Below are 26,119 nucleotides of genomic sequence, written 5' to 3' on the forward strand. Positions count from 1 at the left end.
GGAGATAATCATGGATATTGAAAATTTAAAGAATGAAAAAGATTTAAATGAAGACATTCCAAAAGAATTGATAGACATTGTATCTAAAGTCCTACTTTTTGTTGAAAATATAGACGAAAGAAGGATTAGAAAGGATTAAAGTTTTAGGTTGCATAAGACGATAATATAGATAGAATTATTAATAATACGGGGAGGAATTACTTAAGATGAGAATCAATCACAATATATCGGCAATGAATGCACATAGATTACTTAATGTTAATAATAGCTTCGCATCAAAGTCACTTGAAAAATTATCTTCAGGTAAGAGAATAAACAGAGCTGGAGATGACGCAGCTGGAATGGCAATCACAGAGAAGATGAGAGCTCAAATAAATGGACTTAAGACGGCTTCAAGAAACTCTCTTGATGGTGTATCGTTAGTTCAAACTGCAGAAGGGGCTATGGGAGAAGTTCATTCTATGTTACAAAGAATGAGAGAACTTTCAGTTCAAGCAGCTAATGGAACGGCAGCAGATTCTGATAGACAAGCTATACAAGATGAAATAAATCAATTAACTTCAGAGGTAAATAGAATTGCAAATGGAACAGAATATAATACAAGAAATATATTAAAGGGAAATGAAGGTCCGAATAGTAATACTTCAGAACATAGAATGTCTACAGGAAAACCTGCTCAATATACAGGTAATGTAGATCTAAAAGCAGTAGGAAGTTTTGATTTAAAAAGTGAACAATTATCTATATGGGTAGATGGAGAAGAAAAGGTAGTTAACTTAACACAAACAAATGGCTCTAGCACAGTAGACGATTTTATGAGCCTAGTAAATGACGCTTTAGGAGATTCAGCAAAAGCGGTTTTAGATAAAAATGGACATATAGAGATAACAACTTCTTCTATTGGAGGATTAAGTAATATAGAAATAAAAGGAAGTAATACTGTAGTTAATATGTTTAATTCAGCTTTTGATCCGACGCAAGCAACTGGAGAAGCTACAATAGATAGCGTTGATTTGACAATCTATGCTGGTACTGAAAATCAAGGTAAGAGTGATATTAGTATTAAATTTACAGAAGGAGGTTCAGAAGCAGTCTCTTGGAATGGAAATGTTCTAACTGTAACCCTGGATACTAGTAAAAACAACTATGTAGCAGCAGATATAGAAGGGTTAATTCAAGGCGCGACAACAGGAGCACCAACAGGATTAGATATGAGTAAATTTACTGTAATAGGAGCAGGTACAATGGATATTACACAAGCAGGTATTGACTTAGCAGCTGCACCTATAGAATCTAAAATAATAGAAAATCCTGCTACTGGAACAGCTGAAAATGCAACAAATACAGCAACAGGAAGTTTTTACTTTGATGGAGTTCCTGAAATTGGTTCAACTATAAAAATAGGAGATGAAACAATAGAGTTCTTTGACAGTAGTGTATCTCCATACGTAGGTTCAAATAGACCTATTGATATAAATGGAAAAACTACTGCTGAGGCTATTGTAGATGAAATAGTTAACAAGTTTGCAACAGGAATAGATGGAGTAACTTTAAGTGAGGATTCTAAATTTGACTCAGGATCAGGAACATCTACTAATGCAAGATTAATTGTTGAATTTAATAAACCAGGGTTTGATGGAAATTTAGTTTATCTTGAAGGAACTCCTGAAGATTTCACAACTAATCTTCAAGTAGGAGCAAATACAGGACAAGAATTTAGACTTCAGATAGGAGATATAAGAGCTAAAAATCTAAAAATAAGTGCAGATAATCCAACAAGAAACCCAGGGGTTAAGGGCGCTTCTTATGTAAAGACAGGAGCAACTGTTACTGATGGGATTTCTTCAAGTATGACAGAATATGCGCTAGATGTAACAACTGAAGAAAAAGCTTCTGCGGCTATTAAAGTATTTGATAATGCTATAGTTCAAATAGCATCTGAAAGATCAAAACTTGGTGCTACTCAAAATAGACTTGAGCACACTATTGCAAATCTTGATAATACATCAGAAAACTTAACGGCTGCTATGTCGCGTATAGAAGACACTGATATGGCGCTTGAAATGGCTAATTATCAAAAATTAAATGTACTTCAACAAGCAGGGGTATCAATGCTTGCTCAAGCTAATCAACAGCCACAATCAATTCTTAAATTACTTGGTTAAGATTGGAGGTAATTAGATGATAGAAAAAGAATATTTAGCTTCAAGGGTTGCAGCAGCTAATGAAGCACAGCTTGTAGCTATTATGTATGAAGGTCTAATAGATACATTTAATGAATGTATAACATATATAAATAAAAAAGAAAATTTAGATACCTTAATGGATAAGTCTAGAGATATATTAGCGGAACTTATAGCTACATTAAATGGAGATTCTGAAATAGCGAATAACTATAAGAGTATATATTTATATGTTAATAATATTATAACTGAAGGTTTTATTATGAAGGATGAATCTAAATTTGAAGAAGCTATAAAGGTTATTACACCTTTATATGAAGGATGGAATGAACTTGGAGAAAAAATGTATATGGATAATATACAGGAAAACAAAGGTCCTAAACTTGTTGCTGGAATGACATATGGCAAAGGATATGTTAATGAAAGTATAATGAATAATCAGGATCGATGGGAAAAAGGATAAATAAAATTATATATAAAAAAGTCTCGCATTGTTAGTAACAATGCGAGACTTTTTTTTATGTAATTAAATCAGAATATTTCAAATTTTATTGCTTATATGAGCTATCCGACAGGATAGAACAAATAGTTACAATATAATTCTAATATTAATGTCTGAAAATTGAAAATAATTCAAAAAAAGTATTATATTGCACCAAACTTGTTTTTGAATGTATAGTTTTTTTGATATAATGATTTTGTGAGTTTAAAAAGGAGAGATCAAGATGAATATAGAAAAAATGCTTCAAGAAGAATTGAATTTAAAATCTTCTCAGGTAGTAAATACTATAAAATTAATAGATGATGGAAATACTATACCATTTATTGCTAGATATAGAAAAGAAATGACTGGAAATTTAAGTGATGTTGTATTAAGAGAGTTTTATGATAGATTAAACTATCTTAGAAATTTGAAAAATAGAAAAGAAGATGTTATTAGAATAATACAAGAAGGCGGAAACTTAACAGATAAGATAAAGCTTGACATACAAAATGCTAAAACATTACAAGAAGTTGAGGATATTTATGCTCCATTTAAGCCTAAAAAAAGAACTAGAGCTACTATAGCGAAGGAAAAAGGTTTAGAAAAATTAGCTATATCTATAATGAATTATGATATAGATGATATATACAGTGAAGCTAAAAAATATATAGATGAAGAAAATGAAGTCGAAAATGAAGAACAATCTATAAAAGGGGCTCTTGATATAATAGCTGAAATTATATCTGAGGATGCTTCTCTTAGAAAGGTTATAAGAAGAATAGCTTTAAATGATGGAGTTATATCATGTAAAGGAAGCACAGATGAAAAATCTGTATACGAAATGTATTATTCTTACTCTGAAAAAGTCAAAACCATGGCACCACATAGGACTTTGGCTATAAATAGAGGAGAAAAAGAAAAATTCTTGAAAGTTAAATTAGAGCTTAATGAAGATTTGATTATAGATAAGATAAGAAATATTTATATAAAGAATAAATTGAATAACATATCAAACTACATAGAACAAGCTATAAATGATTCGTATAAAAGGCTTATATTTCCTTCTATAGAGAGAGAAATAAGAAATCATTTAACTGAAAAAGCGCAAGAAAGAGCCATAAAAGTATTTGGAGAAAACATAAAAAAATTATTGCTTCAACCTCCTGTTAAAGGAAATGTGGTTATGGGATTTGACCCTGCGTATAGAACAGGATGTAAAATAGCTATAGTTGATGAAAATTCAAAATTATTAGATACGACTACGATTTATCCTACAAAGCCTCAAAATGATGAGGAAGGCTCTAAAAAGGTTTTGATAGATCTTATAAATAAATATAATGTAAATATAATAGCTATAGGAAATGGTACAGCATCAAGGGAATCTGAGATGTTTGTTGCTAACTTAATAAAGGAAATAGATAAGGATATAAAATACATAATAGTAAGCGAAGCTGGCGCATCTATTTATTCTGCATCATCTTTAGCTACAGAGGAACATCCTGATATTAATGTATCTTTAAGAGGGGCAATATCTATAGCAAGAAGGCTTCAAGATCCTCTTGCAGAGCTTGTAAAGATAGATCCGCAGCATATAGGTGTTGGGCAGTATCAACATGATATGAATCAAAAGAGGCTAGGAGAAGTATTAGATGGTGTAGTTGAGGACAGTGTAAATGCTGTAGGAGTTGATCTTAACAGTGCATCGTATTCTCTTCTTGAGCGCGTAGCTGGAATAAGTAAATCTGTAGCTAAAAACATAGTGATATATAGGGATGAAGTTGGAGAATTTAAATCTAGAAAAGAGCTTAAGAAAGTAAAAAGGTTAGGTCCATCAGCGTTTGTTCAGTGTGCAGGATTTTTAAGAATAGATGATTCAGAAAATATGCTAGACAATACAGGGGTTCATCCTGAAAGCTATGATATATGTAAAAAGCTAATAAAAAGATTAGGATATACACTTGATGATATAAAGGACAAAAAGATAGAAGATATAGACGATAAAATTAAGAATTTGGGTATAGAAAATTTGAGTTTAGAGCTAAATGTGGGGGTTTTAACTTTAAAAGATATAATAAATGAAATTAAAAAGCCTGGAAGGGATCCTAGAGATGAAAGTATAAAACCTGTATTTAGAAGTGATGTTTTAAAAATAGAAGATATTAAAGAAGGCATGATACTTAAGGGGACTGTTAGAAATGTAGTTGATTTTGGAGCTTTCGTCGATATTGGAATTAAGAATGATGGATTAGTTCATAAATCACAAATGAGTGATAGATTCGTTAAAGATCCAATGCAAATTGTATCTATAGGAGATATAGTAGATGTTAAAGTTATACAAATAGACTTACAAAAGCATAAAGTATCACTTTCTATGAAGGGGATTTAAAATATATGAGTATATGTAGATCATTAAGTATGGCGAGTAAGTTAAATAGCAGTATGATACTTAGCACTAAACTTTATAGAGATTATACAATATTATTTAAATATATTAATTTTATTTTACGCAAAGAAGACAGAATAATTATAGTAATTGATGAGGCCTATGAAAAAGAATTTATGGATGAAAATAAATTAAAACAGTATGGTTTATATCACCATATACAATCTAATAGAATTATAGTAAAAAAATGTGAAGAGTTTGTAAACGATATGAACTTATTTTATGAGTTAAGGCAGGATAGTGAAAAGTTGGGTTATGAAAAAAATTATATAATAGGTATTTGTTCTAGAGAGATAAGTATAAAAACTGAGTTGATAAAAAATTCTATAAAAAATGGATATAAATACTGCTGTTATTATAATGTACTTGAATTATCTGTCTACTATGAAGCTATATTTTTTGAAGATGATGAAACAATTGAAGTATACAATAATAAAAAGATTAAGGAACTTGAGTTGATATTAGAAAGTATACGTTCCTCTGTTGTAGCAAAGAAAAATACTTATGATAATGTAAAAGATCTAGAAAAACTTAACTCCTTTTTAGGGAATGTAAACAAGGTAAGTAATTTAGATGATTTTTTAAAGAAGTTTTTAGAACTTGTAAGTAGTATAACTTCCTGTAAAAGAAGTGGTATTTTGACTAAATCAGAATTTGAAAATTTTCAAATACATTATGAGCTAGGAGATTCATGTGAATGCATTAAAGGCTGCATAGATATAGAGTTTAATGAAAATGAACTGATAAAATCTGTAGAGACAGAAAGCAAGAGAATGGTATTTTTGAATATAAATGAATTTACTGTTATCTATTTGTGCTTTGATAAGTATGGACAAAAATGTATAAATAAAGAAATACTTGAGATATATGCTTCTTCCGCTAAAAATATAGTAAATTCATTTTTAGAGAAAATAAAAAATGATAGAATAATAAGTCAGAATGAGAAGTTAAAGGCGTTAGGTGAAATATCTAATGGCGTAGCACATGATTTTAATAACATATTGGCTACTATATCTGGATATGTTGATTTATCTCTTGCTAAAAGACAAGATGATAATATTAGAGAATATCTAGAAATTATAAAAAGGGCTTCTCTTGATGGAGCCGAGATGTTAAGAAGAATTCAAGAGTTTACTAAGAACATAAGAGATGAAGAAAATTCATTTTTTAGGTTTGAAAGAATTATGAAGATAGTTCTAAATATGATAAACCCTAGAGTAAACGATAGTGCTATGCTTGGAATAGATATAAATATAAATAAGGATTTAAATGCAAAAGGACATGTTAAAGGTAGAGAATTTGAGATAAGGGAAGTTATAATAAATATCTTAAATAATGCTATAGATGCTATGCCGAGTGGTGGAAATATAAATATAAAGACATATAATCTTGATACGGATATTTATATAGAAATAGAGGATTCGGGGGATGGAATACCTAAAAATATACTATCTAGAATATTTGATCCGTTTTTTTCGACTAAAGGAGTTAATGGAAATGGTATAGGATTATCGGTATCGTATAAGATAATAAAGGATCATGGTGGTAGCATAAGAGTTGAAACTGAAGAAGGAATAGGAACTAAGTTTATAATCTCTCTTCCTATGCATTTAGAAGAGGTTGTAAGTATAAACACTAAAAATGAAGAAAAAGATGAAAAGTACTATAAGATATTAGTTGTAGATGATAAAATACCAGTTGCCATGGCAACCGGAGAAATAATAAAAAGTATAGGAAAAGAAGCAGATATATGCTATAGTGGCAAAGATGCTCTTCAAAAATTAGAAGTTAAAAAATACGATTTAATAATAAGTGACTTAGCTATGCCAAATTTAAATGGTATAGAACTTGCAAAAAAGGTAAAGCTTAAATATCCTGATATAAAGTTTGTTTTAATGACAGGTTGGTTGGGTGATATAGATAATTATAATGATACGACGATTGATTACATATTAGAAAAGCCATTTGGCATAGAGGAAATCAAAAAAATATTACAAATGCTCAATTAGGAGGAGTATAATGATTCAGTGGGGAAATGTAGGGGTTATAGGTTCATCTGAGTTGTTTGCAGTTGATTTAATGAAAAAAACTATAGATGAAGCGCTGGATAATAATATAAAATGTGCATTCTTAGGAAAAAAGAAATTACTAGAAAGTATAGGCGATTATAGAGATGCTGAAATAATAATTATTGAACATAATATATTTGAAGAAGAATATAAAATAGATAAAGAGTACTTTAATATGAATATAGTTGTGACATCAGATTGGATACATAAATACAGATATGATATTTTAGAAAATATAGAGGAATATTTCGATATTATAACAGATAAAAATCATAAGCTGTTAACATTTTTTAACATAATGGAGTTTGAACTCGACCTTATAGATAAATTTTTAGCTATTCATGATAAATTGATATTTGAAGATGAAAATAAAAGACAGATGATAAATACTAAAGAAATGAGCAATATAAAATTTTTATTAAAATCTATAAAAAAATCTAAAATAGACAATCTAGACCTTCAAAAGAACAAAAAGAATTTGGAAACTCTAAATAACTCTATAATAAACTTCAGCTTTGAGAGTGATGTTGAAAAAGTAATAAAGACTGCTATAGAGACTGTACTTGAAATGACTGACGCAGATTATGGATCTATAACAGTATTATTTAGTAGCAATAAAATAGAAAAAGAATACTCTTACTCTAATATAGATATGACCTACAGCTATAGAATACACTGTAATGGAGAAATTGTTGGAATATTAACTCTTGGATATCGAGAGAATTATAATAAAGGGAAAGCAGATGAATACATAATAGACGTTATATGCAAGAGTTTGGGAGATATAATATACGCTATAAGAGAAAAAGAAGAAGGTAAACTGCTCAAAAAAACAGATAAGAGAATAAGATATACTGGTGAACTTGCTGGAGGAATAGTGCATGACCTTAATAATATATTTTCGATAATAAAGGGGTATACCCAGCTTTTGGGTATAAACAAACAGGCATACAATATAAAAGAATATATAAAAATAATTGAGGATGGAGCTAATGAAGCTATAGATAAGGTTAAAACTTTGCAGGATTTTTCTAGAAATATAAAAGAAGATAAGAAATATGTATTAATAAATGATATAATTAAAAAAGCCATAAAGACTACTAGGCCTAAATGGGAAAATATGACTTATATAAAAGGCAGAAATATAGACATAATATTGAATTTAAAGAGTGAAAAAACTGTATTCGTACAAGAATCTGATATACGAGAATCAATTGTAAATATGATATTAAACTCAGTGGATTCTATGGAAGAAGGCGGAAATATATGTATAAATACTTATGATATAGATGATGAGGTATTTATTGAAATAATGGACGAAGGAAAAGGAATGGATAAAGAAATATTAGATAAAATATTTGAACCATTTTTTACTACAAAACAAAAAAGTACAGGACTTGGCCTTAGCGTAGTTAAGAAAAATGTAGAGGCCAACGAAGGAAATATAGAAGCTACTTCTATTAAAGGACAGATGTCTAAGTTTGAAATAAGGCTGCCCATAAGAGAGGAGAATGCAGAGTGTTATGCATAAAAAATGCTAAAATAAATACAGTAACAAATGGAAGCATACAAGGAGATGTATTAATCGAAAATGGTAAAATAAAAGAAATAGGAAAAGACATAGTAGTACCTCTTGATGTAAAAGTTGTAGATGCAAAAGGAAACTATGTATTTCCAGGATTTATAGACCCTCATACTCATGTTGGAATGTGGGAAGATGGAATGGGGTATGAAGGTGCTGATGGAAATGAAGAAACAGACCCTATAACACCTCATTTAAGTGCTATTGATGGTATTAATGCAATGGATAGAAACTTTAAAGAAGCATATGAGGGCGGAGTAACTACTGTAGCAAGTGGACCTGGTAGTGCTAATGTTATGGGAGGACAATTCATTGCTTTAAAGACTTATGGAGATAGAATAGATGATATGGTTTTAAAAACTATAGGAATGAAAATAGCTTTTGGAGAAAACCCTAAATCAGCATACGGAAAAGAAGACAAAACTCCACAAACAAGAATGGCAACAGCATCATTACTTAGAGAAACATTAAAGAGAGCTCAATTCTATCTTGAAGATATGATAGATTATGAAGAAGATGAAGATTGTGATAGACCTGAATATGATATTAAGTTAGAGTCATTAATTCCTGTTCTTAAAAAAGAAATACCTCTTAAAGCTCATGCTCATAGAGCTGATGATATATTTACAGCTATTAGAATAGCAAAAGAATTTGATCTAGATCTTACTATAGATCATTGTACAGAAGGTCACTTAATAACAAAGCACTTATCTAAAGAACACTACCCAGTTCTTGTAGGACCGTCTTTATCAGAAAGATGCAAAATAGAGCTTAGGAATTTAACATTTGAAACGCCTGGGATTCTATCAAATGCAGGACTTAATGTTTGTCTAATGACAGATCACCCTGTTGTTCCAATTCAGTACCTACCTCTGTGTGCATCTCTTGCAGTAAAAGCTGGAATGGACAAGGATAAGGCCATAGAAGCTATAACTATAAATCCTGCTAAAGTTTTAGGGCTTGATGATAGAATAGGATCTATAGAAGTAGGAAAAGATGCAGATATAGTTATATGGAATGGGCATCCACTTGATATTCAAAGCAGTGTAGAGTGTACTATAATAAATGGTGAGGTAGTTTACTCTGCTTAATTTAGAATATATTATATGTATAAAATTATTTTGACAAACTATTAGAAAAGTATTAATATAATATTATAAATTAAAATTAAAAAAATATGAAGATAATCTTCAGGGCAGGGTGAAATTCCCGACCGGCGGTAAAGCCCGCGAGCCATTTTATGGCAGACTTGGTTAGATTCCAAGGCCGACAGTAAAGTCTGGATGAAAGAAGATGAGAAGAGAGTGTGTATACATATCTGTATCTATTTTGATTATCAAGCCTGAAGAATATTCTTCAGGCTTTTATTATTGTTAGGAGGTATAAATATGTACAATCAAGCTACTACAAAAAAGAATTTATTTACTACACCTGTATTGGTGAAAATAGCTATTCTATCTGTTATATCATACTTGATAATGTTTATTGAATTTCCAATAGTATTTGCACCAGGATTTTTAAAATTAGACTTTTCTGATATGCCAGCTATAATAGGTGGATTTGCTCTAGGGCCAGTTGCTGGGCTATTTATAGAACTTATAAAAAATCTATTACACTTTGTAACAAAAACTGATACAGGTGGTGTTGGAGAAATAGCTAACTTTCTAATAGGAGGAGCTTTCGTATTTATATCATCTGGAATATATCACCTTAGAAAGACGAAGAAAAATGCTATAATTGGATGCTTAATAGCAACAATAGGGATGAGTATAGTTGGAGCTTTAGCTAATCAATATCTGCTTATTCCGTTTTATGCAAATATGTTTCCAATAGATGCAATAGTTCAAATGGGAACTGTTGTAAACAAGAATATAGTAGATGTTAAGACTTTAATATACTATGGAGTAGTACCTTTTAATATATTTAAAGGTATTGTAATGTCTGTTGCTACAGCCGTATTGTATAAGAAGGTTTCTTGCATAATAAAGTAGATTTTACAACTATTTTACAAGTTTGTAACAGATATATAAAATTAATGTTATATATTTAAATGATAAAGAATTTAAAAAGTAAGGATACAGATTTTCTGTATTCTTATTTTTTTACGAATGTTTTTTTATTAAGTAAAACGTGTTTATAAAATGATAATATTTATATAAATATGAATATAAGAATGAGGTGATTTATTTGAAAAAAATATTGATAGTAGAAGATGAATTAGCTATATCTAATTTAATAAAAGTTCATTTGGATATAACTGGTTATGAAACAGATCAAGCTTATGATGGATTAGAAGCACTTAATAAAATAGAAAATAAAAGTTTTGATTTAATACTTTTAGATGTGATGATTCCTAATATAGATGGATTTTCATTGTTACAAAAAATAAAACATTTAGATATACCAGTTATATTTCTAACGGCTAAAAATTCTGTTATGGATAAAGTGAATGGACTTAAATTAGGAGCAGAAGATTATATTGTAAAGCCTTTTGAGGCAATTGAACTTCTTACGAGAATTGAAGTTGTTTTTAGAAGATATGGAAAAAATGATAATACTATTAATTTCAAGAATTTAACTATTTTATTAGAAGATAGAATAGTTAAAAAGAATAATGAAATAGTTGACTTAACATTAAAAGAATTTGAATTGTTAGTCTTATTGTTAAAAAATAAAAATACAGCTTTTTCTAGAGAGCAAATATTAGAAAGTGTTTGGGGATATGAGTATTTTGGAGAAACAAGAACGGTAGATACCCATATACAAAAAATTAGGAAAAAATTAGATCTTATGGAAAATATAAAAACTGTTTATAAAGTTGGGTATAGACTGGAGGATTAAGTTAAATGAAGCTATGGCAGAAAATATATATACTTTTTTTTATAGCATTTTTATTAACCTTTAATATAGCAGGTATTACTATAATAGAAAAAATTCATAATGAAACATTGAATAGAGAAGTTCAAAGAGGTTTAAGTGAACAAAAAAGCATTTCATATATATTAAATATGAATTTTTCAGAATATAATTTACAAATAAACAATAATGATATAAATGATTTTGTAAATCAAGTTACAAATAAATATTTAAAAGATTTTAATGAAGAGGAAATTTATATTGAGATTTTAGATATGAACAATAATACTTTTTTTACAAATTTAAATTTTAATCTTCCTAGTAAAAGAGATGAATTAAATGGTCTTGTTCTAAATGAAAGAAAATATATTATAAGAAATATAGACAATAAATACTATCTTTTTGTGGCAGGGGCTATGAATATAGGAAATAGAAGTTTTAAGTTATCATATTCAAGAAATATTTCTCACATATATGAAGAAAGAAAAAATCAATATAAATTTTTCTTTAAATTTGAAGCAAATATTTGTCTTATTTTTGCGGCTATTATGTATAGTATAAGCAAATTTATAACTAAGCCAATAAATGATTTAACAAGATCGACTAAGAGCATAGCCAAAGGGAATTATCATGAAAGGGTTGAGACAATTTCTAAAGATGAATTAGGAATTTTGTCTAATAATTTTAATATAATGGCTAATGCTATTGAAGAAAAAATAAATGAGCTTGAAAGAAATAATAATGAAAAGCAAAGATTTATAGATAACCTAACTCACGAAATTAAGACTCCGTTGACATCTATAATAGGATATGCAAATTTACTTAAGACAACAAAGGTAAGTGAAGAGATATTTTTTGAATCAGTAGATTTTATTTATAAAGAAGGAAAAAGATTAGAACAGTTATCTTTTAAGATGATGGATTTAATACTGCTTAAAGTCGATGATTTTGATTTGAAATATGAAAAGATAATGAATATACTTTATGATGTTAGAGGTTCTTTGCGTCCTAAGTTAAATAAAAGAGGAATAGATTTAATAATTGAAGGTAAAGATTGTGAACTGTTAATAGAAAAAGATTTAATGAAAATACTATTATCTAACTTAGTAGATAATGCAATAAAGGCTAGTGAAAAAAATTCTAATATTTATTTGAGTGTATATAAAAATGAAGATAAAACTATTATTGAAGTAAAAGATAATGGAGTAGGCATGGACAAGGAACATTTAGACAAGGTTATGGAACCTTTTTATATGGTTGATAAGTCAAGAACTAGAAAAAATAATGGTGCGGGATTAGGACTTTCTATATGCAAAAAAATAGCTGATATTCATAATTCAAATATTGAAATAGAAAGTAAGCTTGGAAAAGGAACAATTATAAAAATAATATTTAGATAAAGATTACAACTATTTGACAACTTTATAAAATCTCTATGATATTTAGTATCTATACTTAAGTTAAGAAAATCATAAATAAAGTGGAGGTAATTAAATATGAAAGGTAAAAAAATAGTAACGGGAATTTTATTAGCAGGAATTTTAGCTGGTGGAGGATATAATTGTTATAACCTTGCACAAAATAATGCTTCATTAAATGTATTAAAAACAGGTGTAGTTTATGCAGAAAAAAGTCAAGAAATAAAAAATAAAGATTTAAATAATGTAGCCATGGAAGCAATAAAAAAATATTATGGAGAGTCACCAAATTTTAATAAATTAAAGTTTAAGCATACAGAGGAAAGCTTAGAAGAACAAATTTCGGGTATAAATGATACAATTGAGTTTATAAAAAATTCTAAAAGTAAATTCAAAGAAGATGAACAATTTATAAGAGATTTAGAAGAAGAGAAAAACAAAATTAAGTTTGGAACAATAAGTATGGCATGGATTTCGGATGATGAACTGTATTCTGTGACTTTTGATGATCAATCAAAAGAAATATTAAGTGTTATATATGAGACACAAGTTGATTTAAACAAAATAAAACCAGAAAATTTTGTTAGCATTGAACAAGCGAAGAAAACAGCAGAAGATTTTATAGTTAAAAACAATTTAGATAATATAAAAGATATGAAACTTACTGGAAAATCAGAATATAAAAACCATAATGATGCTGATTATGATGTGGAAGATACAGTAATGTTTTTCTATCAAGATGCTAATGATTCGTCTAAAAAAGCTAATCTAGTTATTGATAGAAACTCAGGTAAAGTAACATATTTCTCTGTAGGATATGGAGCAGAAAGAGAATATATAAAAAATGATATTTAGCAATTAGGTTTTAACTTAGTTACATTTAGGAGAATAAGGATATTATGTAATTTTAAATACACATAATATCCTTACAATTATTATAAAACTTAAAGAGGGGAATAAGATTATGAAATTAAGGTTTGTTATATTAACTATTTTAAGTGTATTAATATTGTCTTTAGTAGGATGCGGAACAACTAGTAGTGATGTAGAAAAAGAAAAAGTTGCGGAAACTGTTAAAATTTCATTTGAGAAATATTTTAATGAAAAGCTAGATATTAAAGAAATTATGGATAATACTGAATATATGAATAGTAATAAATATTGGATTACAGTATATGCAGATACTGAATCTAATATCGAATATTATGCATGTCTAACAGAAAATGGACAACTTAAGGATATATTTTATAGAAGTACTGAAGAAACTTCTTCTATTTTAGACGAAGAAGAAGGTAAAAAAATAGCAACAGAGTTTATTAAGAAACATTTTGCAAATAAGGATGAAGAAATAAATTTCACAAGAATCGGGAATGATGGAGATTTTGATTTTACATATGGAAAAGATGAAGAAACAGGTAAAGATAAAGTTATATATATTAATATAGATAGTGAAACTAAAAAGGTATGCGGATTTGTTTTAGAGGTTGAAGATAAGAAATAAGTGAATTAAAACAATATAAGTATAAAGAAGTAGGTTGAAACCTACTTCTTTGTTATAGTAAATTAGAAACTAGTTTTTTGTAACCTTTTTGTAACTATATAAATCAAAAAAATAAGTATAATTAAGATGTTGAATACATTTATTAACAATACAATAAAGGAGAGGAACATATGAATATGAAAAAATTTAAAAGTACTTTATTAATTATGTTATGTGTAGTTGGACTGTCAGCATGTGCAAAAGATGATGTTTCAAATACAGAACAAAATCAAGTGGAAGTTGAGCAGTCTCAAAATGAAGAGTCAGAAAATGCACAAATTAATACTAATGTAAATGAATCTGATGGAATTGACTTATCTAATTTAAAATATGTAGATTATGAAACAAATAGAGACGAAAAATTGGAAGAGGCAATACATAAGACTATGCCAGAATATGATAAAGAGACATATGGACCTGTAAAATACTACTACAACAAAGTGGATCTTAATGGAGATAAAAAAGAAGAAATATTTACAGTATTATATGGATCATACGTCTCAGGTAGTGGCGGAGGAACTGGACTACTATTTGATAATAATTACAACTTAGTATCAAAATTTTCATTAGTTAGGACACCTATAATAATAAGTGACAATAAAACTAATGGATGGAATGATATATTAATGTACGTATCAGGTGGAGGAATTGAAAGCTTTTATGCTCAAATGAAATTTGATGGAAAAACTTATCCATCTAATCCATCTGTACAATCAGAAGTAAAACCTGGAACGAAAATAGAAGGTAAAGCTATAATTGCAAATGAGATTACACCAAACTCTGGAATAGAGCTTAACTAAACAGAAGATAATATCTTCTGTTTTTTTGTATTATTATAATTTTTAGTGTTTTTTGATATAATAAGGTGCATAGTAATTATTTGGTCAAAACTAAGGTTGGATAGGAGCAAAAACATGGAAAAGATATATTTAAAGAATGAACAAGAAACTAGTGAAATTGGATATAGATTAGGACAACTTTTAAATAAAGGTGATGTAGTTTGTTTAATAGGAGATTTAGGTGCTGGAAAAACTACTATAACAAAGAGTATAGCTAGAGCGCTTGAAGTAGATGATTATATTACAAGCCCTACATTTACTATAGTAAATGAATATGATGGGAAATATTCTCTTTACCATTTTGATGTTTATAGAATATCATCTAGTGAAGATATGTATGAGATAGGATTTGAAGAGTATTTATACGGTGATGGGATATGTATTATAGAGTGGGCTAATTTAATAGAAGATATACTTCCAGATGAATATATGAATATAGAACTTAATTACAAAGATGAGGGTAGAGAAATGATAATTACTCCTCATGGAAAACATTACGAAAACATAGTAAAGGAGATAATTAAATAATGAAAGTACTTGGAATTGACACATCTTCAAAAGCTGCATCTGTTGCTATTATGGAAGATGATAAACTAATATCAGAATACACTATAAATAACAATAAAACACATTCACAAAAACTCATGCCTATAATCGAGAATATGTTTAAACTAAACGAAATTAGCGCTGATAATATAGATTTAGTATCAGTGTGTATAGGTCCTGGCTCATTTACAGGTCTTAGAATTGGAGTTGCCACAGCTAAAGCTATAGCTCACGTAAGAGACATACCTGTAGTTGTTGTAAATTCACTTGAAGCACTTGCATTTAATATGAGTATGACAAATAAAACTGTATGTCCTATGATAGATGCACAGAAAAAGCAGGTTTATACTTGTAAATATTCTTGGGATAAAGATTCCTTACTAAAGGTAGAAGATATAGATGTTAAAAAAATAGAGGATTTAGTCGAGGAATTTAAATCATCATTAGAAGAATTTGTATTAGTTGGAGAAGGTGCAGATTTACATAAAGAGGTTTTTGAAAATATAGATAACGTATATATAGCTCCTAATTCTCATAGATCATCAAGAGCATCTAGTATATGTGAAATAGGTATTGAAAAGTTTAAAAAAGGTGATACAAAAACTCATTACGAAGTAGTACCTTATTATATAAGAAAATCTCAAGCAGAGGTTCAATATGAAGAAAAGATGAAGAGGTTAAAGGAAGATGGAAAATAATATAGTAGTAAGAAATTTACAAGAAAAAGATATAGACGATTTAGTTGAAATAGAAGAGCTTTGTTTTCATTCGCCATGGACGAAGCATTCATTACAAAAAGAACTTAAAAACAAACTTGCAAGGTACAAAGTAATAGAAAAGGATTCTAAAATAGTAGCATATGCAGGAATATGGCTAATAGTAGATGAAGGGCATATAACAAATGTTGCTGTACATCCTGAACATAGAGGTCTAGGATATGGCAATAAAATAATTAAAGCTTTAATAGATGAATGCAGAGAAAGTAATATAGCGTCTATGACTCTTGAAGTTAGAAAATCAAACGATACGGCTATTAATTTATATAAAAAATACGGTTTTAAATTATCGGGTATAAGACCTGGATATTACACTGATACTCAGGAAGATGCACTTATTATGTGGAAAGATATAGAAAAAGGAGAGTAAATATGAAGGATATAATAACTTTAGCAATAGAAAGTAGTTGTGATGAAACTTCTGCCGCTATACTTAAAAACGGAAGAGAAGTTATATCTAATATAGTTGCAACTCAAATAGATCTTCACAAAAAATTCGGAGGAGTAGTTCCGGAGGTTGCATCGAGAAAGCATGTAGAGAATATAGATGCAGTAATTCAAAGTGCTTTAGATGAGGCAAATATGACATTTGATGATATAGATATAATAGGAGTAACTCATGGACCGGGGCTTGTAGGAGCTTTATTAGTTGGACTATCTACTGCAAAAGCCTTATCATTTGCACTAAATAAACCACTGGTTGGAGTTAATCATATAGAAGGTCATATAAGTGCGAACTTTATACAAGATAAAGAGCTAGAACCTCCTTTTATATGCCTTATAGTATCTGGTGGACATACTCATCTTGCTGAGGTTAAAGACTATGGTAAATACGAGATACTTGGAAGAACTAGAGATGATGCAGCTGGTGAAGCATTTGATAAGATAGCAAGCGCAATGAAGCTTGGATATCCAGGAGGACCGATAATAGATAGATTGTCTAAGATAGGAAACAAGGATAGCATTAAATTTCCTAGAATATACTTAGAAGATGATAGCTACGATTTTAGCTTTAGTGGACTTAAATCATCAGTTTTAAATTACCTAAATGCCAAAAGAATGAAGAATGAAGACATAGTGGTTGAAAACGTTGCAGCATCATTCCAGCAAAGTGTTGTAGAAGTACTTACAAACAAAGCTATAAAAGCAGCTAAGGAAAAAGGTTATGACAAAATAGTTTTAGCTGGAGGAGTGGCAGCAAACTCTGGCCTTAGAGAAATGTTAGTAAATGAATGCAAAAAATATAATATAGATGTTAAATATCCATCTTTAGATTTATGCACAGATAATGCTGCTATGATAGGATGTGCAGCTTATTATGATTATATAAACGGTAAGGTAGATGACCTTAGTTTAAATGCAGTTCCAAACTTAAAACTTGGACAAAAATAAAATCCTCTTTATGCTACCTCATAGCTCAAAAATAATATAATTTCTTATAGAATAAAGAAGGGCTTATTACATAAGCCCTTCCCATAATTCATATAAACTTTCAAGTTTCCCTTCAAGTTCAGATTTTTTAGATGTAACCTCTTTTGATCTTTCAGGATTAGAATACACATCTTCTTGACACATAAGTTCATTTAGATTTTCTATTTCGGACTCAATTTCCATTATTTCTTTCTCGATGTTTTGTCTTTGAATCCTCAGCTTTTTTTCAGATTCTTTCTTTTCTCTTTCTTTTCTTTTTTCTTCTTTTATTTGAGTTTTAGTTTTTTCTTCAGATACTTCAATTTCAGATTCTTCCAATTGCTTTTTCTTTTCTATATAATAATCGTAATTACCTAGATACTCTTTTGTTCCGTCTGCGCCTAGAAGAAGTATTTTATCTACAACAGTATTCAAGAAATATCTATCATGTGAAATAACAAATAAAGTACCTTCATAATTAGATAAAGCCTCCTCTAATACTTCCTTAGAGTTAATATCTAAGTGGTTCGTAGGTTCATCTAAAAGTAAAAAGTTAGACTTTGAAAGCATAAGCTTTAAAAGAGCGACTCTAGCTCTCTCTCCTCCACTTAGAGTTGATATCTTTTTGAATACCTCTTCGTCTTCAAATAAAAATGCTGCAAGCATAGTCCTTAATGTACTTTGTTGTAGTGCTTTATTTTCATTCCAAATTTCATCAATTATAGTATTATCTAAATTAAGAGTCTTTTGCTCCTGATGAAAATAACCTATATTAACATTTTTACCCAATTTAAAATTTCCATCTATAAGGTCTAAGTTATTCATCAAAACCTTGAATAAAGAAGACTTTCCTATACCATTAGGTCCTATAAGAGCTACTTTTTCACCTTTATATATATTGAAGTCAACATTTTTAAACAATGCATTATCATCATATCCAACAGATAGATTTTCAACAGATAATACATCATTTCCACTAGTAACACATGGCTCAAATCTAATGCGAGCCTTTTTAGCAGCGGCGTCAGGCTTTTTTAGAACATCTACTTTATCAAGAGCTTTTTCTCTACTTCTAGCTCTTTTAACCTGTTTTTCTCTTCCGAATGATTTTAATTTCTCTATAACATCTTCTTGTCTTTTAATTTCTCTTTGTTGATCTTCATATTTTTTTTGTTCTATTTCTTTTTCTATTTTAGATTTTTCTACAAACTCAGAATAATTACCATTATATGCACTTAAAGTCTTGTGATGAAGTTCAAATATTCGATTAACAGTTTGATCTAAGAAATATCTATCATGCGAAATTATAAGGACAGTTCCTTTATACTGCTTTAAGAAAAATTCAAGCCATTCCACTGCATCGGTATCAAGATGATTGGTAGGCTCATCTAGTAAAAGTAGAGTAGGCTTTTTAAGTAAAAGCTTAGCTAAAAGTACTCTAGTCTTTTCTCCTCCTGACAATATATTAACATTTTTGTCCATATCATCATCGGAAAAACCAAGTCCTTTAAGAACACCTTTTACCTCTGACTTATAACCATAACCATTTTTATCAGAAAATAACTCTAGTTTATGAGAGTATTCATTCATTAATTTTTCAAGCTCTTTAGGTTCAGCTTTTTCGCTTTGAATTGATATATTAGCCTCCATATCTCGAAGGTTCTGTTCCATATCTATAAGATCATTAAAAACTGTTAAAACCTCATCTAATATATTGTTTTTAGATTCAAAATTCATATTCTGCTCTAAATAACCTATTTCAGTATTCTTAGATGAGTATATATCTCCATTATCATAAGAATATTCACCTGATAGTATTTTAAATAAAGTAGTTTTACCAGTCCCATTGATTCCTACGATACCAACTTTATCTCCTTCATTTACTGTAAAACTTATATTCTTTAATATACAATCTATTCCAAAACTTTTACTTATATTATTGCAAGATAGAACAATCATATTTATAACCTCCTAATTTAAAACAAATGCTAAGTAAAATTATAAAGTTTAAATAAGATATAATCAAGTTTTGTATAATTGATTATGAGGTGTCGATAAAAATATGTATTAATCGACAAAAATTGTGATATAATAGTAAGTATGAAAATTGACAGACGGGAAATAGTTTGTTATAATTATATCAAAAGAAACTATATACAAAGTAGGTGAAGGGATGTCTAAACAGATTTCGATGGCTGTAATAAGAAGATTACCAAAATATTATAGATACTTAAGAGACTTATTAGATAGAGATATATATAGAATTTCATCTAAAGAATTAAGTGAAATAATTGGTTTTACAGCTTCTCAAATAAGACAAGATTTGAATAACTTTGGGGGATTTGGACAACAAGGGTACGGATATAATGTTGAAGAACTATACAATGAAATCGGAAAAATATTAGGTGTAGATAAAGGGTATAATACTATAATAGTAGGTGCTGGTAATTTAGGGCAGGCTATTGCAAATTATGCTGGATTTCAAAAGTCTGGATTTGAAATAAAAGCTTTATTTGAAGCTAATCCTAGACTTATAGGTCTTAAGATAAGGGATTTAGAAATATTCGATATAGATGACGTAGAAGAATATATAAAACAAAATGATATTCAAATAGCTGTAATATGTACTCCAAAGGAGAGCGCTCAAGACATAGCAGATAGATTGTCTGAATCAGGAATAAGTGGCATATGGAATTTTGCACCAGTGGATTTAGTTTTACCAGAAAATGTAGTAGTAGAAAATGTTCACTTAACTGAGAGTCTATATACTCTATCTTATTTACTTAATGAAAAAAATAGTTAGAAAAAACAAAGAAGCTATCAAATGATAGCTTCTTTATTATGTATTATTGAGGGTTTGGTGCATCTACTGGGCATACTCCAGCACAAGCTCCACAATCGATGCAAGTATCAGCATCTATAACATATACGTCATCTCCAGCTGATATACAGCTAACTGGACATTCAGGTTCACAAGCTCCACAGCTTATGCAAGCGTCATTAATTTTGTAAGCCATTTTAAATTCCTCCTCTGAAAAATTTATAATTTTCTATTTGATTATAGCAGAAATATAGAAAAATAACAACTGCTAACAATACTATTATACACATAAAGTATGTTTTTAAACATATTTTTTTGTAATTTGAGATCGATAGGAAAACGTATACTGTTTAAGTTCGCGAAAAAAGTTTCTAGAATGAATTTTATGAAAATTCTCTAAAATAAAAAATGAAAAATGCAATAAATAAAAGAAGGATATAGGCGATGGAGTTCGCCTTAACTACTCAAATGCTAAATACTCCTATAGATATTAATATCTATAGGAGTATTTCTGTATGTAAAAGTATAAAAAAATCTATATATGGACAATGTTAATAAGTAAAGAATAGGAAAGGGTAGGTAATCAAAATGGCAGGTAGTTTAGCTTTAATTATAATATTAGGTCTTTTAATGAATGAGTTATTTGAGAAAATAAAACTTCCAGGATTACTTGGGATGTTGATTTTGGGAATGGTGATAGGACCGTATAGTCTTAATATAATAGACAATAGAGTTTTAGATATATCTTCTGATTTGAGAAAGATAGCACTTATAGTTATACTTCTTCGTGCTGGACTTGGTATTAGCACTGGGGAGCTTAAAAGAGTAGGTGTGAGTGCAGCTAAATTGTCATGTATACCTGGAATAATGGAAGGGTTTACAATAGCATTTATATCTACCAAAATGTTGGGATTTTCATTTATACAAGGAGGTATATTAGGATTTATAATAGCAGCCGTATCTCCAGCAGTAGTTGTGCCTCAAATGTTAGAGCTGATGAATAACAAACTTGGAACTAACAAGGGGATTCCTACACTAATAGTAGCTGGAGCATCTATAGACGATGTATTTGCGATAACTATATTTACTACATTCTTAGGACTATACTCAGGATCTCATATAAATATAACTATGAAGTTACTTGGAATACCTGTGTCTATACTGCTTGGAATATTACTTGGATTGATAATAGGTATAATACTAATTAAAATACTCAAAATCTACGATATACATGATACAAAAAAGGTTTTGATAGTTCTAGGTGTAGCTATATTACTTACAACTTTGGAAGATGTTTTAAAAGATACAATTGAAATAGCTTCGTTACTTGGAGTTATGACCATGGGATTTATAATAAGAGAGAAATCACCAAAGTTATCTAAAATAATATCAAATGGATTCAATCATATATGGTTATTTGCACAAATATTTCTATTCGTGCTAGTGGGAGCACAAGTAAACACATCAGTAGCATTTGAATCTGGTTTTAACGGTATTATTATAATATGCATAGGGCTTTTAGTAAGAAGCATAGGTGTTTTGATTTCAGTTAATGGAACGAATTTAAACTACAAGGAAAGGTTATTCTGTGTTATATCATATACACCAAAGGCAACGGTACAAGCTGCAATAGCTGGAATGCCATTAGCATTAGGAGTTGAATCAGGAGATGTAATACTTGCAATAGGGGTTCTTGCAATATTATTTACAGCACCTATTGGGGCGTTGGGGATTAAGTTATCTTCTAAGCGGTTGTTAGTTCAAGAGTAAAAAAGACCTAGATCTTATTTGTATAAAATCTAGGTAATAAATTTTGATTAAAATATTTTAAACTGACTTTTGCTTTATAGTAGATAAACTCTCTGTTTCGTCAATGCTAATCCATGGATACTTAGGAGTTGAAATCTTTTGGGAGCTATATATTCCGTGATGTCCTGAGAATAAATAACTTACCATACAAGCTATGAATAAAAATATTACGCCTTCTCCGTGAAATAACTCAAGTCCCATTATAAAGCAAGCTAGAGGAGTGTTAGTAGCGCCAGAAAAAACTGCCACAAAGCCTAAACTTGCAAGGAAGTATGGAGATATATTAAGTATTGGGCCAAGTGCATTTCCAAGTGTTGAACCTATATAGAATAAAGGAGTAACCTCTCCGCCTTGAAATCCTGAACCAAGTGTTATAGATGTAAACAATGTTTTCCAAAAAAATGCAAATGAAGAAACTGGTTCAGTTAAAGATTTAGAAATCATAGGAAGACCAAGGCCTATATAATCCTTGGTTCCAACAGCATAAACTAAAATTATAACTATTAATCCACCAAAAGCACTTTTATAAACAGGATTTTCAAAAAACTTGTTAAATAAATATTTAAATGTAGAAGTTAATTCGCTAAACAATATACTACAAAGACCAAAACATATAGATGCTATAATTATTTTTAATATAACTATAAAAGTCATATCTGGTACTTGAATCATTTCATAGTGAGAGTGAGTAGCTCCTAAAGCTAGGGCTACAAAGTTTGATACAAAGCTTGATATAAAGCAAGGTATAAATGCAAAATACTGCATTTCTCCAATTGCTACAACTTCCATAGCAAATACAGTACCTGCAAGCGGTGTTCCAAAAACAGATCCAAATCCACTGCTTATACCACAAAGTAGCAATATTTTTCTATCCATAGAATCAACCTTGAATATTTTACCTACTAACTCTGCCATACTTCCACCCATTTGAACTGCTGTACCTTCTCTTCCTGCAGATCCTCCAAATAAATGAGTCACTACTGTTCCAAACAAAACAAGAGGTGTCATTATAAGAGGTACATTTTCATTTTTTTGATGTCCAATCTGTATTTGCTCTAGTATCAAGTTGTTACCTTTTAAACTGTTTTCACCATATTTTTTATAAAAAAAACTCACAAAAGCTCCTCCAATAGGAAGTAAAAACAGCATGTACGGATGAGTCACTCTATAACTCGTGGCTTTTGATAAACTTATAAGAAAAAAAGCTGATAAGCATCCACTTAAAACTCCAACTAAGGAAGACATGAAAGTCCATTTAGTTAAGAATTTAATACTACTAGTATCAAAAAAATATGATAACAATTTTTTAAAATGAGTTTGTGTTTCTTTCATAAAATACCCTCCATAAAATTATTTTGAATAAAAGAATTTACTTCATGCATAAAAAAAACTTCTACAAAACAAAGGTTTTGTAGAAGTTATTAACCGTAATGGTGGTTTAGGATAATCCAAGGGAAACTTCATTCCCAAATATTTAAAGTATATATAAAGTATACCATATACATTTTTAAAACACAATCTAAAATTAAAGTTAACATATATGTTTAAAATAAAGAGAGAAAAATCGAAAACTTTGAAAAAATGATAAATTTTAAACAAATGTTGAAAAATAATATGTAAATGTAATATACTATTCAATATATAAATATAATAAGTATATACAAATAACAGGATAAAAAAGGAGAGAAACTATTTGAAAGATCTATTAGAATACAATCCTATAATTGCAGCAGTAAAAAATGATAAAGGCTTACATGATGCAGTAAAATCTGACTGTGAAATAATATTCTTATTATATGGAGATATGGTTACATTAAAAGAAAAGGTTGATTTTTTAAACAAAAACAATAAAAAGGTTTTTGTTCATCTAGATATGATCACAGGGCTTGCATCTAACCCTATAATAATAGATTATATAGCAGGATCTATGAATGTAGAAGGAATTATAAGTACAAGGGTTAATATGATAAAAAGAGCTATAGATAAAAATATTAAAGCTGTGCAAAGATTTTTTATACTTGACTCTATGTCTTTAGATAGTGCTCTTGAAAGTATTAAGAAGGTTAGACCTCAAGCGGTTGAAATAATGCCAGGTATAATGCCAAAGGTTATAAAAAAGGTAAATTCTCAACTTAAAATTCCGGTTATATCAGGAGGTCTTGTTGAAACTAAGGAAGAGGTTATAGAAATTCTTAAAAGTGGAGCATCTTCTATATCAACTACGAATCAAAGTATATGGGAAGAGTAAATTGATGGAATTTTCAAAAAAATATTGACGTTTAGAAAATACTGAATTATAATAAAAATACAATAATTTAATAAATAAAAGCTGGAGACGAGAGAGAGCTATAATAAATAATAAATTTATTTATATTATAGTTGTCTCTTTTTTTGAGTTTAAAAATGTTATATGATACATCGTTATATTAATAGATAAGTATATAATATAAAATTATATAGATGTTATATCATAAATGTAATTCGACGTGATGGGGAAAAATATTTAATAAAAAAAGGAGGATGTATGAAAATGAGGAAAACGTTTTTAGGAGAATGTATTTCAGAATTTATTGGATCATGGATTTTACTATTTATAGGATCAGGTTGTGTAGCATCACTAGTTTTAAATGGAGCGCCAGCTACTCAATGGGAGATAAGTATTATATGGGGGCTTGGGGTTACAATTGCTATATACATAACTGGTGCAGTATCAGGGACTCATATAAATCCAGCGGTAACTCTAGCTTTAGCTGCGTATAGGGACTTCCCAAAAAGCAAAATATTAGGCTATATAGTTGCTCAAGTTTTAGGAACATTCTCAGGAGCTGCGACAACATATTTATTGTATAAAGATGCATTTTTTGAATTTGAGAAGGCTAATAATATTATAAGAGGAAGTGTTGAAAGTTTAGCAAGTGCAGGTGTATTTTCTACTTATCCAAAACCATATTTAAATAACTTTGAAGCAATGGTTGTAGAAATATTTATAACAATGTTTTTAGTTATGGTAATATTTGCTGTTACAGATGATAAAAATTCAGGAGCACCTAAATCGAATTTGGCACCTGTTATGATAGGTTTAACTATCGCTATAATAGGAGGTTCATTTGGTAGTTTAACAGGGTTTGCAATGAATCCTGCTAGAGATTTTGGACCAAAATTATTTGCTGTGATATCTGGATGGGGCAAAATTGCATTAGGCGTAAATAATTATTTCTGGGTTCCGATTGTAGGACCAATTATAGGAGGATTAATTGGTGGATTTGTATATGATAAAGGAGTAAGAGTTTATTTTGAAAATAATAAAAAATTAGAAGAAAAAGCATAAGGGGGGAAGTATTAT

24 protein-coding genes and 2 riboswitches are annotated in these 26,119 nt (G+C 29.2%); of the genes, 21 read left to right on the forward strand and 3 right to left on the reverse strand.

What is annotated here, in order from left to right; genetic code table 11:
- The first annotated feature begins 10 nt into the window (after positions 1-10).
- The 17 genes from M2214_RS18100 (at position 11) to tsaD (ending at position 18,128) form a co-directional block, all read left to right on the forward strand.
- Positions 11-139 (forward strand): hypothetical protein, encoded by a 129-nt coding sequence (locus M2214_RS18100; protein ID WP_256466694.1) that lies wholly within the window; start codon positions 11-13, stop codon positions 137-139.
- Positions 140-206: 67 nt separating this feature from the next.
- Positions 207-2,165 (forward strand): flagellin N-terminal helical domain-containing protein, encoded by a 1,959-nt coding sequence (locus M2214_RS18225; protein WP_305879803.1) that lies wholly within the window; start codon positions 207-209, stop codon positions 2,163-2,165.
- Between the two features lie 16 nt (positions 2,166-2,181).
- The gene (locus M2214_RS00850; protein WP_248481737.1) at positions 2,182-2,646 is read left to right on the forward strand and encodes a flagellar export chaperone FliS; all 465 of its coding nucleotides are present in this window, start codon (positions 2,182-2,184) and stop codon (positions 2,644-2,646) included.
- Positions 2,647-2,908: 262 nt separating this feature from the next.
- Positions 2,909-5,053 carry a Tex family protein gene (locus M2214_RS00855; RefSeq protein WP_248481739.1) on the forward strand — a complete coding sequence of 715 codons (2,145 nt, stop codon included), beginning with the start codon at positions 2,909-2,911 and terminating at the stop codon, positions 5,051-5,053.
- Positions 5,054-5,058: 5 nt separating this feature from the next.
- Positions 5,059-7,119, forward strand: a complete 2,061-nt coding sequence (locus M2214_RS00860; RefSeq protein WP_248481741.1) for an ATP-binding protein — start codon at positions 5,059-5,061, stop codon at positions 7,117-7,119.
- A gap of 10 nt (positions 7,120-7,129) precedes the next feature.
- Positions 7,130-8,710 carry a sensor histidine kinase gene (locus tag M2214_RS00865; protein ID WP_248481743.1) on the forward strand — a complete coding sequence of 527 codons (1,581 nt, stop codon included), beginning with the start codon at positions 7,130-7,132 and terminating at the stop codon, positions 8,708-8,710.
- On the forward strand, positions 8,698-9,852 hold the full coding sequence (locus M2214_RS00870) for an amidohydrolase (RefSeq protein WP_248481745.1): 1,155 nt from the start codon (positions 8,698-8,700) through the stop codon (positions 9,850-9,852). The genes M2214_RS00865 and M2214_RS00870 overlap by 13 nt, the downstream gene beginning before the upstream one ends.
- 91 nt (positions 9,853-9,943) lie before the next feature.
- A riboswitch (FMN riboswitch) is annotated at positions 9,944-10,060 on the forward strand.
- A gap of 89 nt (positions 10,061-10,149) precedes the next feature.
- Positions 10,150-10,752, forward strand: a complete 603-nt coding sequence (locus M2214_RS00875; protein ID WP_248481747.1) for an ECF transporter S component — start codon at positions 10,150-10,152, stop codon at positions 10,750-10,752.
- Between the two features lie 187 nt (positions 10,753-10,939).
- Positions 10,940-11,602: a response regulator transcription factor gene (locus M2214_RS00880; protein WP_408648297.1), complete on the forward strand. Its 663-nt coding sequence runs from the start codon at positions 10,940-10,942 to the stop codon at positions 11,600-11,602.
- A 5-nt stretch (positions 11,603-11,607) separates the two neighbouring features.
- Entirely contained in the window at positions 11,608-13,017 is a 1,410-nt protein-coding gene (locus M2214_RS00885; RefSeq protein WP_248481751.1) for a sensor histidine kinase, read from the forward strand.
- Between the two features lie 96 nt (positions 13,018-13,113).
- The gene (locus tag M2214_RS00890) at positions 13,114-13,890 is read left to right on the forward strand and encodes a hypothetical protein (protein WP_248481753.1); all 777 of its coding nucleotides are present in this window, start codon (positions 13,114-13,116) and stop codon (positions 13,888-13,890) included.
- Positions 13,891-13,999: 109 nt separating this feature from the next.
- On the forward strand, positions 14,000-14,536 hold the full coding sequence (locus M2214_RS00895; RefSeq protein ID WP_248481755.1) for a YcdB/YcdC domain-containing protein: 537 nt from the start codon (positions 14,000-14,002) through the stop codon (positions 14,534-14,536).
- 170 nt (positions 14,537-14,706) lie between these two features.
- On the forward strand, positions 14,707-15,375 hold the full coding sequence (locus M2214_RS00900) for a hypothetical protein (RefSeq protein ID WP_248481757.1): 669 nt from the start codon (positions 14,707-14,709) through the stop codon (positions 15,373-15,375).
- Positions 15,376-15,489: 114 nt separating this feature from the next.
- Positions 15,490-15,942: a tRNA (adenosine(37)-N6)-threonylcarbamoyltransferase complex ATPase subunit type 1 TsaE gene (gene tsaE / locus M2214_RS00905; RefSeq protein WP_248481765.1), complete on the forward strand. Its 453-nt coding sequence runs from the start codon at positions 15,490-15,492 to the stop codon at positions 15,940-15,942.
- The gene (gene tsaB, locus M2214_RS00910) at positions 15,942-16,658 is read left to right on the forward strand and encodes a tRNA (adenosine(37)-N6)-threonylcarbamoyltransferase complex dimerization subunit type 1 TsaB (RefSeq protein ID WP_248481767.1); all 717 of its coding nucleotides are present in this window, start codon (positions 15,942-15,944) and stop codon (positions 16,656-16,658) included. The genes tsaE and tsaB overlap by 1 nt, the downstream gene beginning before the upstream one ends.
- Entirely contained in the window at positions 16,648-17,106 is a 459-nt protein-coding gene (gene rimI / locus M2214_RS00915) for a ribosomal protein S18-alanine N-acetyltransferase (protein ID WP_248481769.1), read from the forward strand. Before tsaB ends, rimI begins: the two co-directional genes overlap by 11 nt.
- Before the next feature lie 2 nt (positions 17,107-17,108).
- Positions 17,109-18,128 carry a tRNA (adenosine(37)-N6)-threonylcarbamoyltransferase complex transferase subunit TsaD gene (gene tsaD / locus M2214_RS00920; protein ID WP_248481771.1) on the forward strand — a complete coding sequence of 340 codons (1,020 nt, stop codon included), beginning with the start codon at positions 17,109-17,111 and terminating at the stop codon, positions 18,126-18,128.
- A 66-nt stretch (positions 18,129-18,194) separates the two neighbouring features.
- On the opposite strand, the gene abc-f is transcribed toward tsaD, so the two are convergent.
- Entirely contained in the window at positions 18,195-20,105 is a 1,911-nt protein-coding gene (gene abc-f, locus M2214_RS00925) for a ribosomal protection-like ABC-F family protein (RefSeq protein ID WP_248481773.1), read from the reverse strand.
- A 214-nt stretch (positions 20,106-20,319) separates the two neighbouring features.
- On the opposite strand from abc-f, the gene M2214_RS00930 reads away from it, so the two are divergent.
- Positions 20,320-20,949 (forward strand): redox-sensing transcriptional repressor Rex, encoded by a 630-nt coding sequence (locus M2214_RS00930; protein WP_248481775.1) that lies wholly within the window; start codon positions 20,320-20,322, stop codon positions 20,947-20,949.
- A 43-nt stretch (positions 20,950-20,992) separates the two neighbouring features.
- Here M2214_RS00930 and M2214_RS00935 read toward each other — a convergent pair whose 3' ends face one another.
- Complete coding sequence (locus tag M2214_RS00935) at positions 20,993-21,163, reverse strand: 4Fe-4S binding protein (RefSeq protein ID WP_099189927.1); 171 nt, start codon at positions 21,161-21,163, stop codon at positions 20,993-20,995.
- Positions 21,164-21,555: 392 nt separating this feature from the next.
- On the opposite strand from M2214_RS00935, the gene M2214_RS00940 reads away from it, so the two are divergent.
- The gene (locus M2214_RS00940; RefSeq protein ID WP_248481777.1) at positions 21,556-22,737 is read left to right on the forward strand and encodes a cation:proton antiporter; all 1,182 of its coding nucleotides are present in this window, start codon (positions 21,556-21,558) and stop codon (positions 22,735-22,737) included.
- Between the two features lie 57 nt (positions 22,738-22,794).
- On the opposite strand, the gene M2214_RS00945 is transcribed toward M2214_RS00940, so the two are convergent.
- Positions 22,795-24,108 (reverse strand): voltage-gated chloride channel family protein, encoded by a 1,314-nt coding sequence (locus tag M2214_RS00945; protein WP_248481779.1) that lies wholly within the window; start codon positions 24,106-24,108, stop codon positions 22,795-22,797.
- 73 nt (positions 24,109-24,181) lie between these two features.
- Positions 24,182-24,253: riboswitch (Fluoride riboswitch) on the reverse strand.
- A 216-nt stretch (positions 24,254-24,469) separates the two neighbouring features.
- Between M2214_RS00945 and M2214_RS00950 the strand changes: the two genes are divergently transcribed.
- Positions 24,470-25,024, forward strand: coding sequence for a glycerol-3-phosphate responsive antiterminator (locus M2214_RS00950; RefSeq protein ID WP_248481781.1), 555 nt, complete (start codon positions 24,470-24,472; stop codon positions 25,022-25,024).
- 276 nt (positions 25,025-25,300) lie between these two features.
- Positions 25,301-26,104, forward strand: coding sequence for an MIP/aquaporin family protein (locus M2214_RS00955; RefSeq protein WP_248481783.1), 804 nt, complete (start codon positions 25,301-25,303; stop codon positions 26,102-26,104).
- Positions 26,105-26,119: the final 15 nt, after the last annotated feature.

It is taken from the genome of Tepidibacter aestuarii (assembly GCF_934924865.1).
Taxonomy (GTDB): Bacteria; Bacillota; Clostridia; order Peptostreptococcales; family Peptostreptococcaceae; genus Tepidibacter_A; species Tepidibacter_A aestuarii.

Coding starts and splice junctions, on each gene's coding strand:
- M2214_RS18100 (WP_256466694.1), top strand. CDS start 11: ATGGATATTGAAAATTTAAAGAATGAAAAAGATTTAAATGAAGACATT.
- M2214_RS18225 (WP_305879803.1), top strand. CDS start 207: ATGAGAATCAATCACAATATATCGGCAATGAATGCACATAGATTACTT.
- M2214_RS00850 (WP_248481737.1), top strand. CDS start 2,182: ATGATAGAAAAAGAATATTTAGCTTCAAGGGTTGCAGCAGCTAATGAA.
- M2214_RS00855 (WP_248481739.1), top strand. CDS start 2,909: ATGAATATAGAAAAAATGCTTCAAGAAGAATTGAATTTAAAATCTTCT.
- M2214_RS00860 (WP_248481741.1), top strand. CDS start 5,059: ATGAGTATATGTAGATCATTAAGTATGGCGAGTAAGTTAAATAGCAGT.
- M2214_RS00865 (WP_248481743.1), top strand. CDS start 7,130: ATGATTCAGTGGGGAAATGTAGGGGTTATAGGTTCATCTGAGTTGTTT.
- M2214_RS00875 (WP_248481747.1), top strand. CDS start 10,150: ATGTACAATCAAGCTACTACAAAAAAGAATTTATTTACTACACCTGTA.
- M2214_RS00885 (WP_248481751.1), top strand. CDS start 11,608: ATGAAGCTATGGCAGAAAATATATATACTTTTTTTTATAGCATTTTTA.
- M2214_RS00890 (WP_248481753.1), top strand. CDS start 13,114: ATGAAAGGTAAAAAAATAGTAACGGGAATTTTATTAGCAGGAATTTTA.
- M2214_RS00895 (WP_248481755.1), top strand. CDS start 14,000: ATGAAATTAAGGTTTGTTATATTAACTATTTTAAGTGTATTAATATTG.
- M2214_RS00900 (WP_248481757.1), top strand. CDS start 14,707: ATGAATATGAAAAAATTTAAAAGTACTTTATTAATTATGTTATGTGTA.
- tsaE (WP_248481765.1), top strand. CDS start 15,490: ATGGAAAAGATATATTTAAAGAATGAACAAGAAACTAGTGAAATTGGA.
- tsaB (WP_248481767.1), top strand. CDS start 15,942: ATGAAAGTACTTGGAATTGACACATCTTCAAAAGCTGCATCTGTTGCT.
- rimI (WP_248481769.1), top strand. CDS start 16,648: ATGGAAAATAATATAGTAGTAAGAAATTTACAAGAAAAAGATATAGAC.
- tsaD (WP_248481771.1), top strand. CDS start 17,109: ATGAAGGATATAATAACTTTAGCAATAGAAAGTAGTTGTGATGAAACT.
- abc-f (WP_248481773.1), bottom strand. CDS start 20,105: ATGATTGTTCTATCTTGCAATAATATAAGTAAAAGTTTTGGAATAGAT.
- M2214_RS00930 (WP_248481775.1), top strand. CDS start 20,320: ATGTCTAAACAGATTTCGATGGCTGTAATAAGAAGATTACCAAAATAT.
- M2214_RS00935 (WP_099189927.1), bottom strand. CDS start 21,163: ATGGCTTACAAAATTAATGACGCTTGCATAAGCTGTGGAGCTTGTGAA.
- M2214_RS00940 (WP_248481777.1), top strand. CDS start 21,556: ATGGCAGGTAGTTTAGCTTTAATTATAATATTAGGTCTTTTAATGAAT.
- M2214_RS00945 (WP_248481779.1), bottom strand. CDS start 24,108: ATGAAAGAAACACAAACTCATTTTAAAAAATTGTTATCATATTTTTTT.
- M2214_RS00955 (WP_248481783.1), top strand. CDS start 25,301: ATGAAAATGAGGAAAACGTTTTTAGGAGAATGTATTTCAGAATTTATT.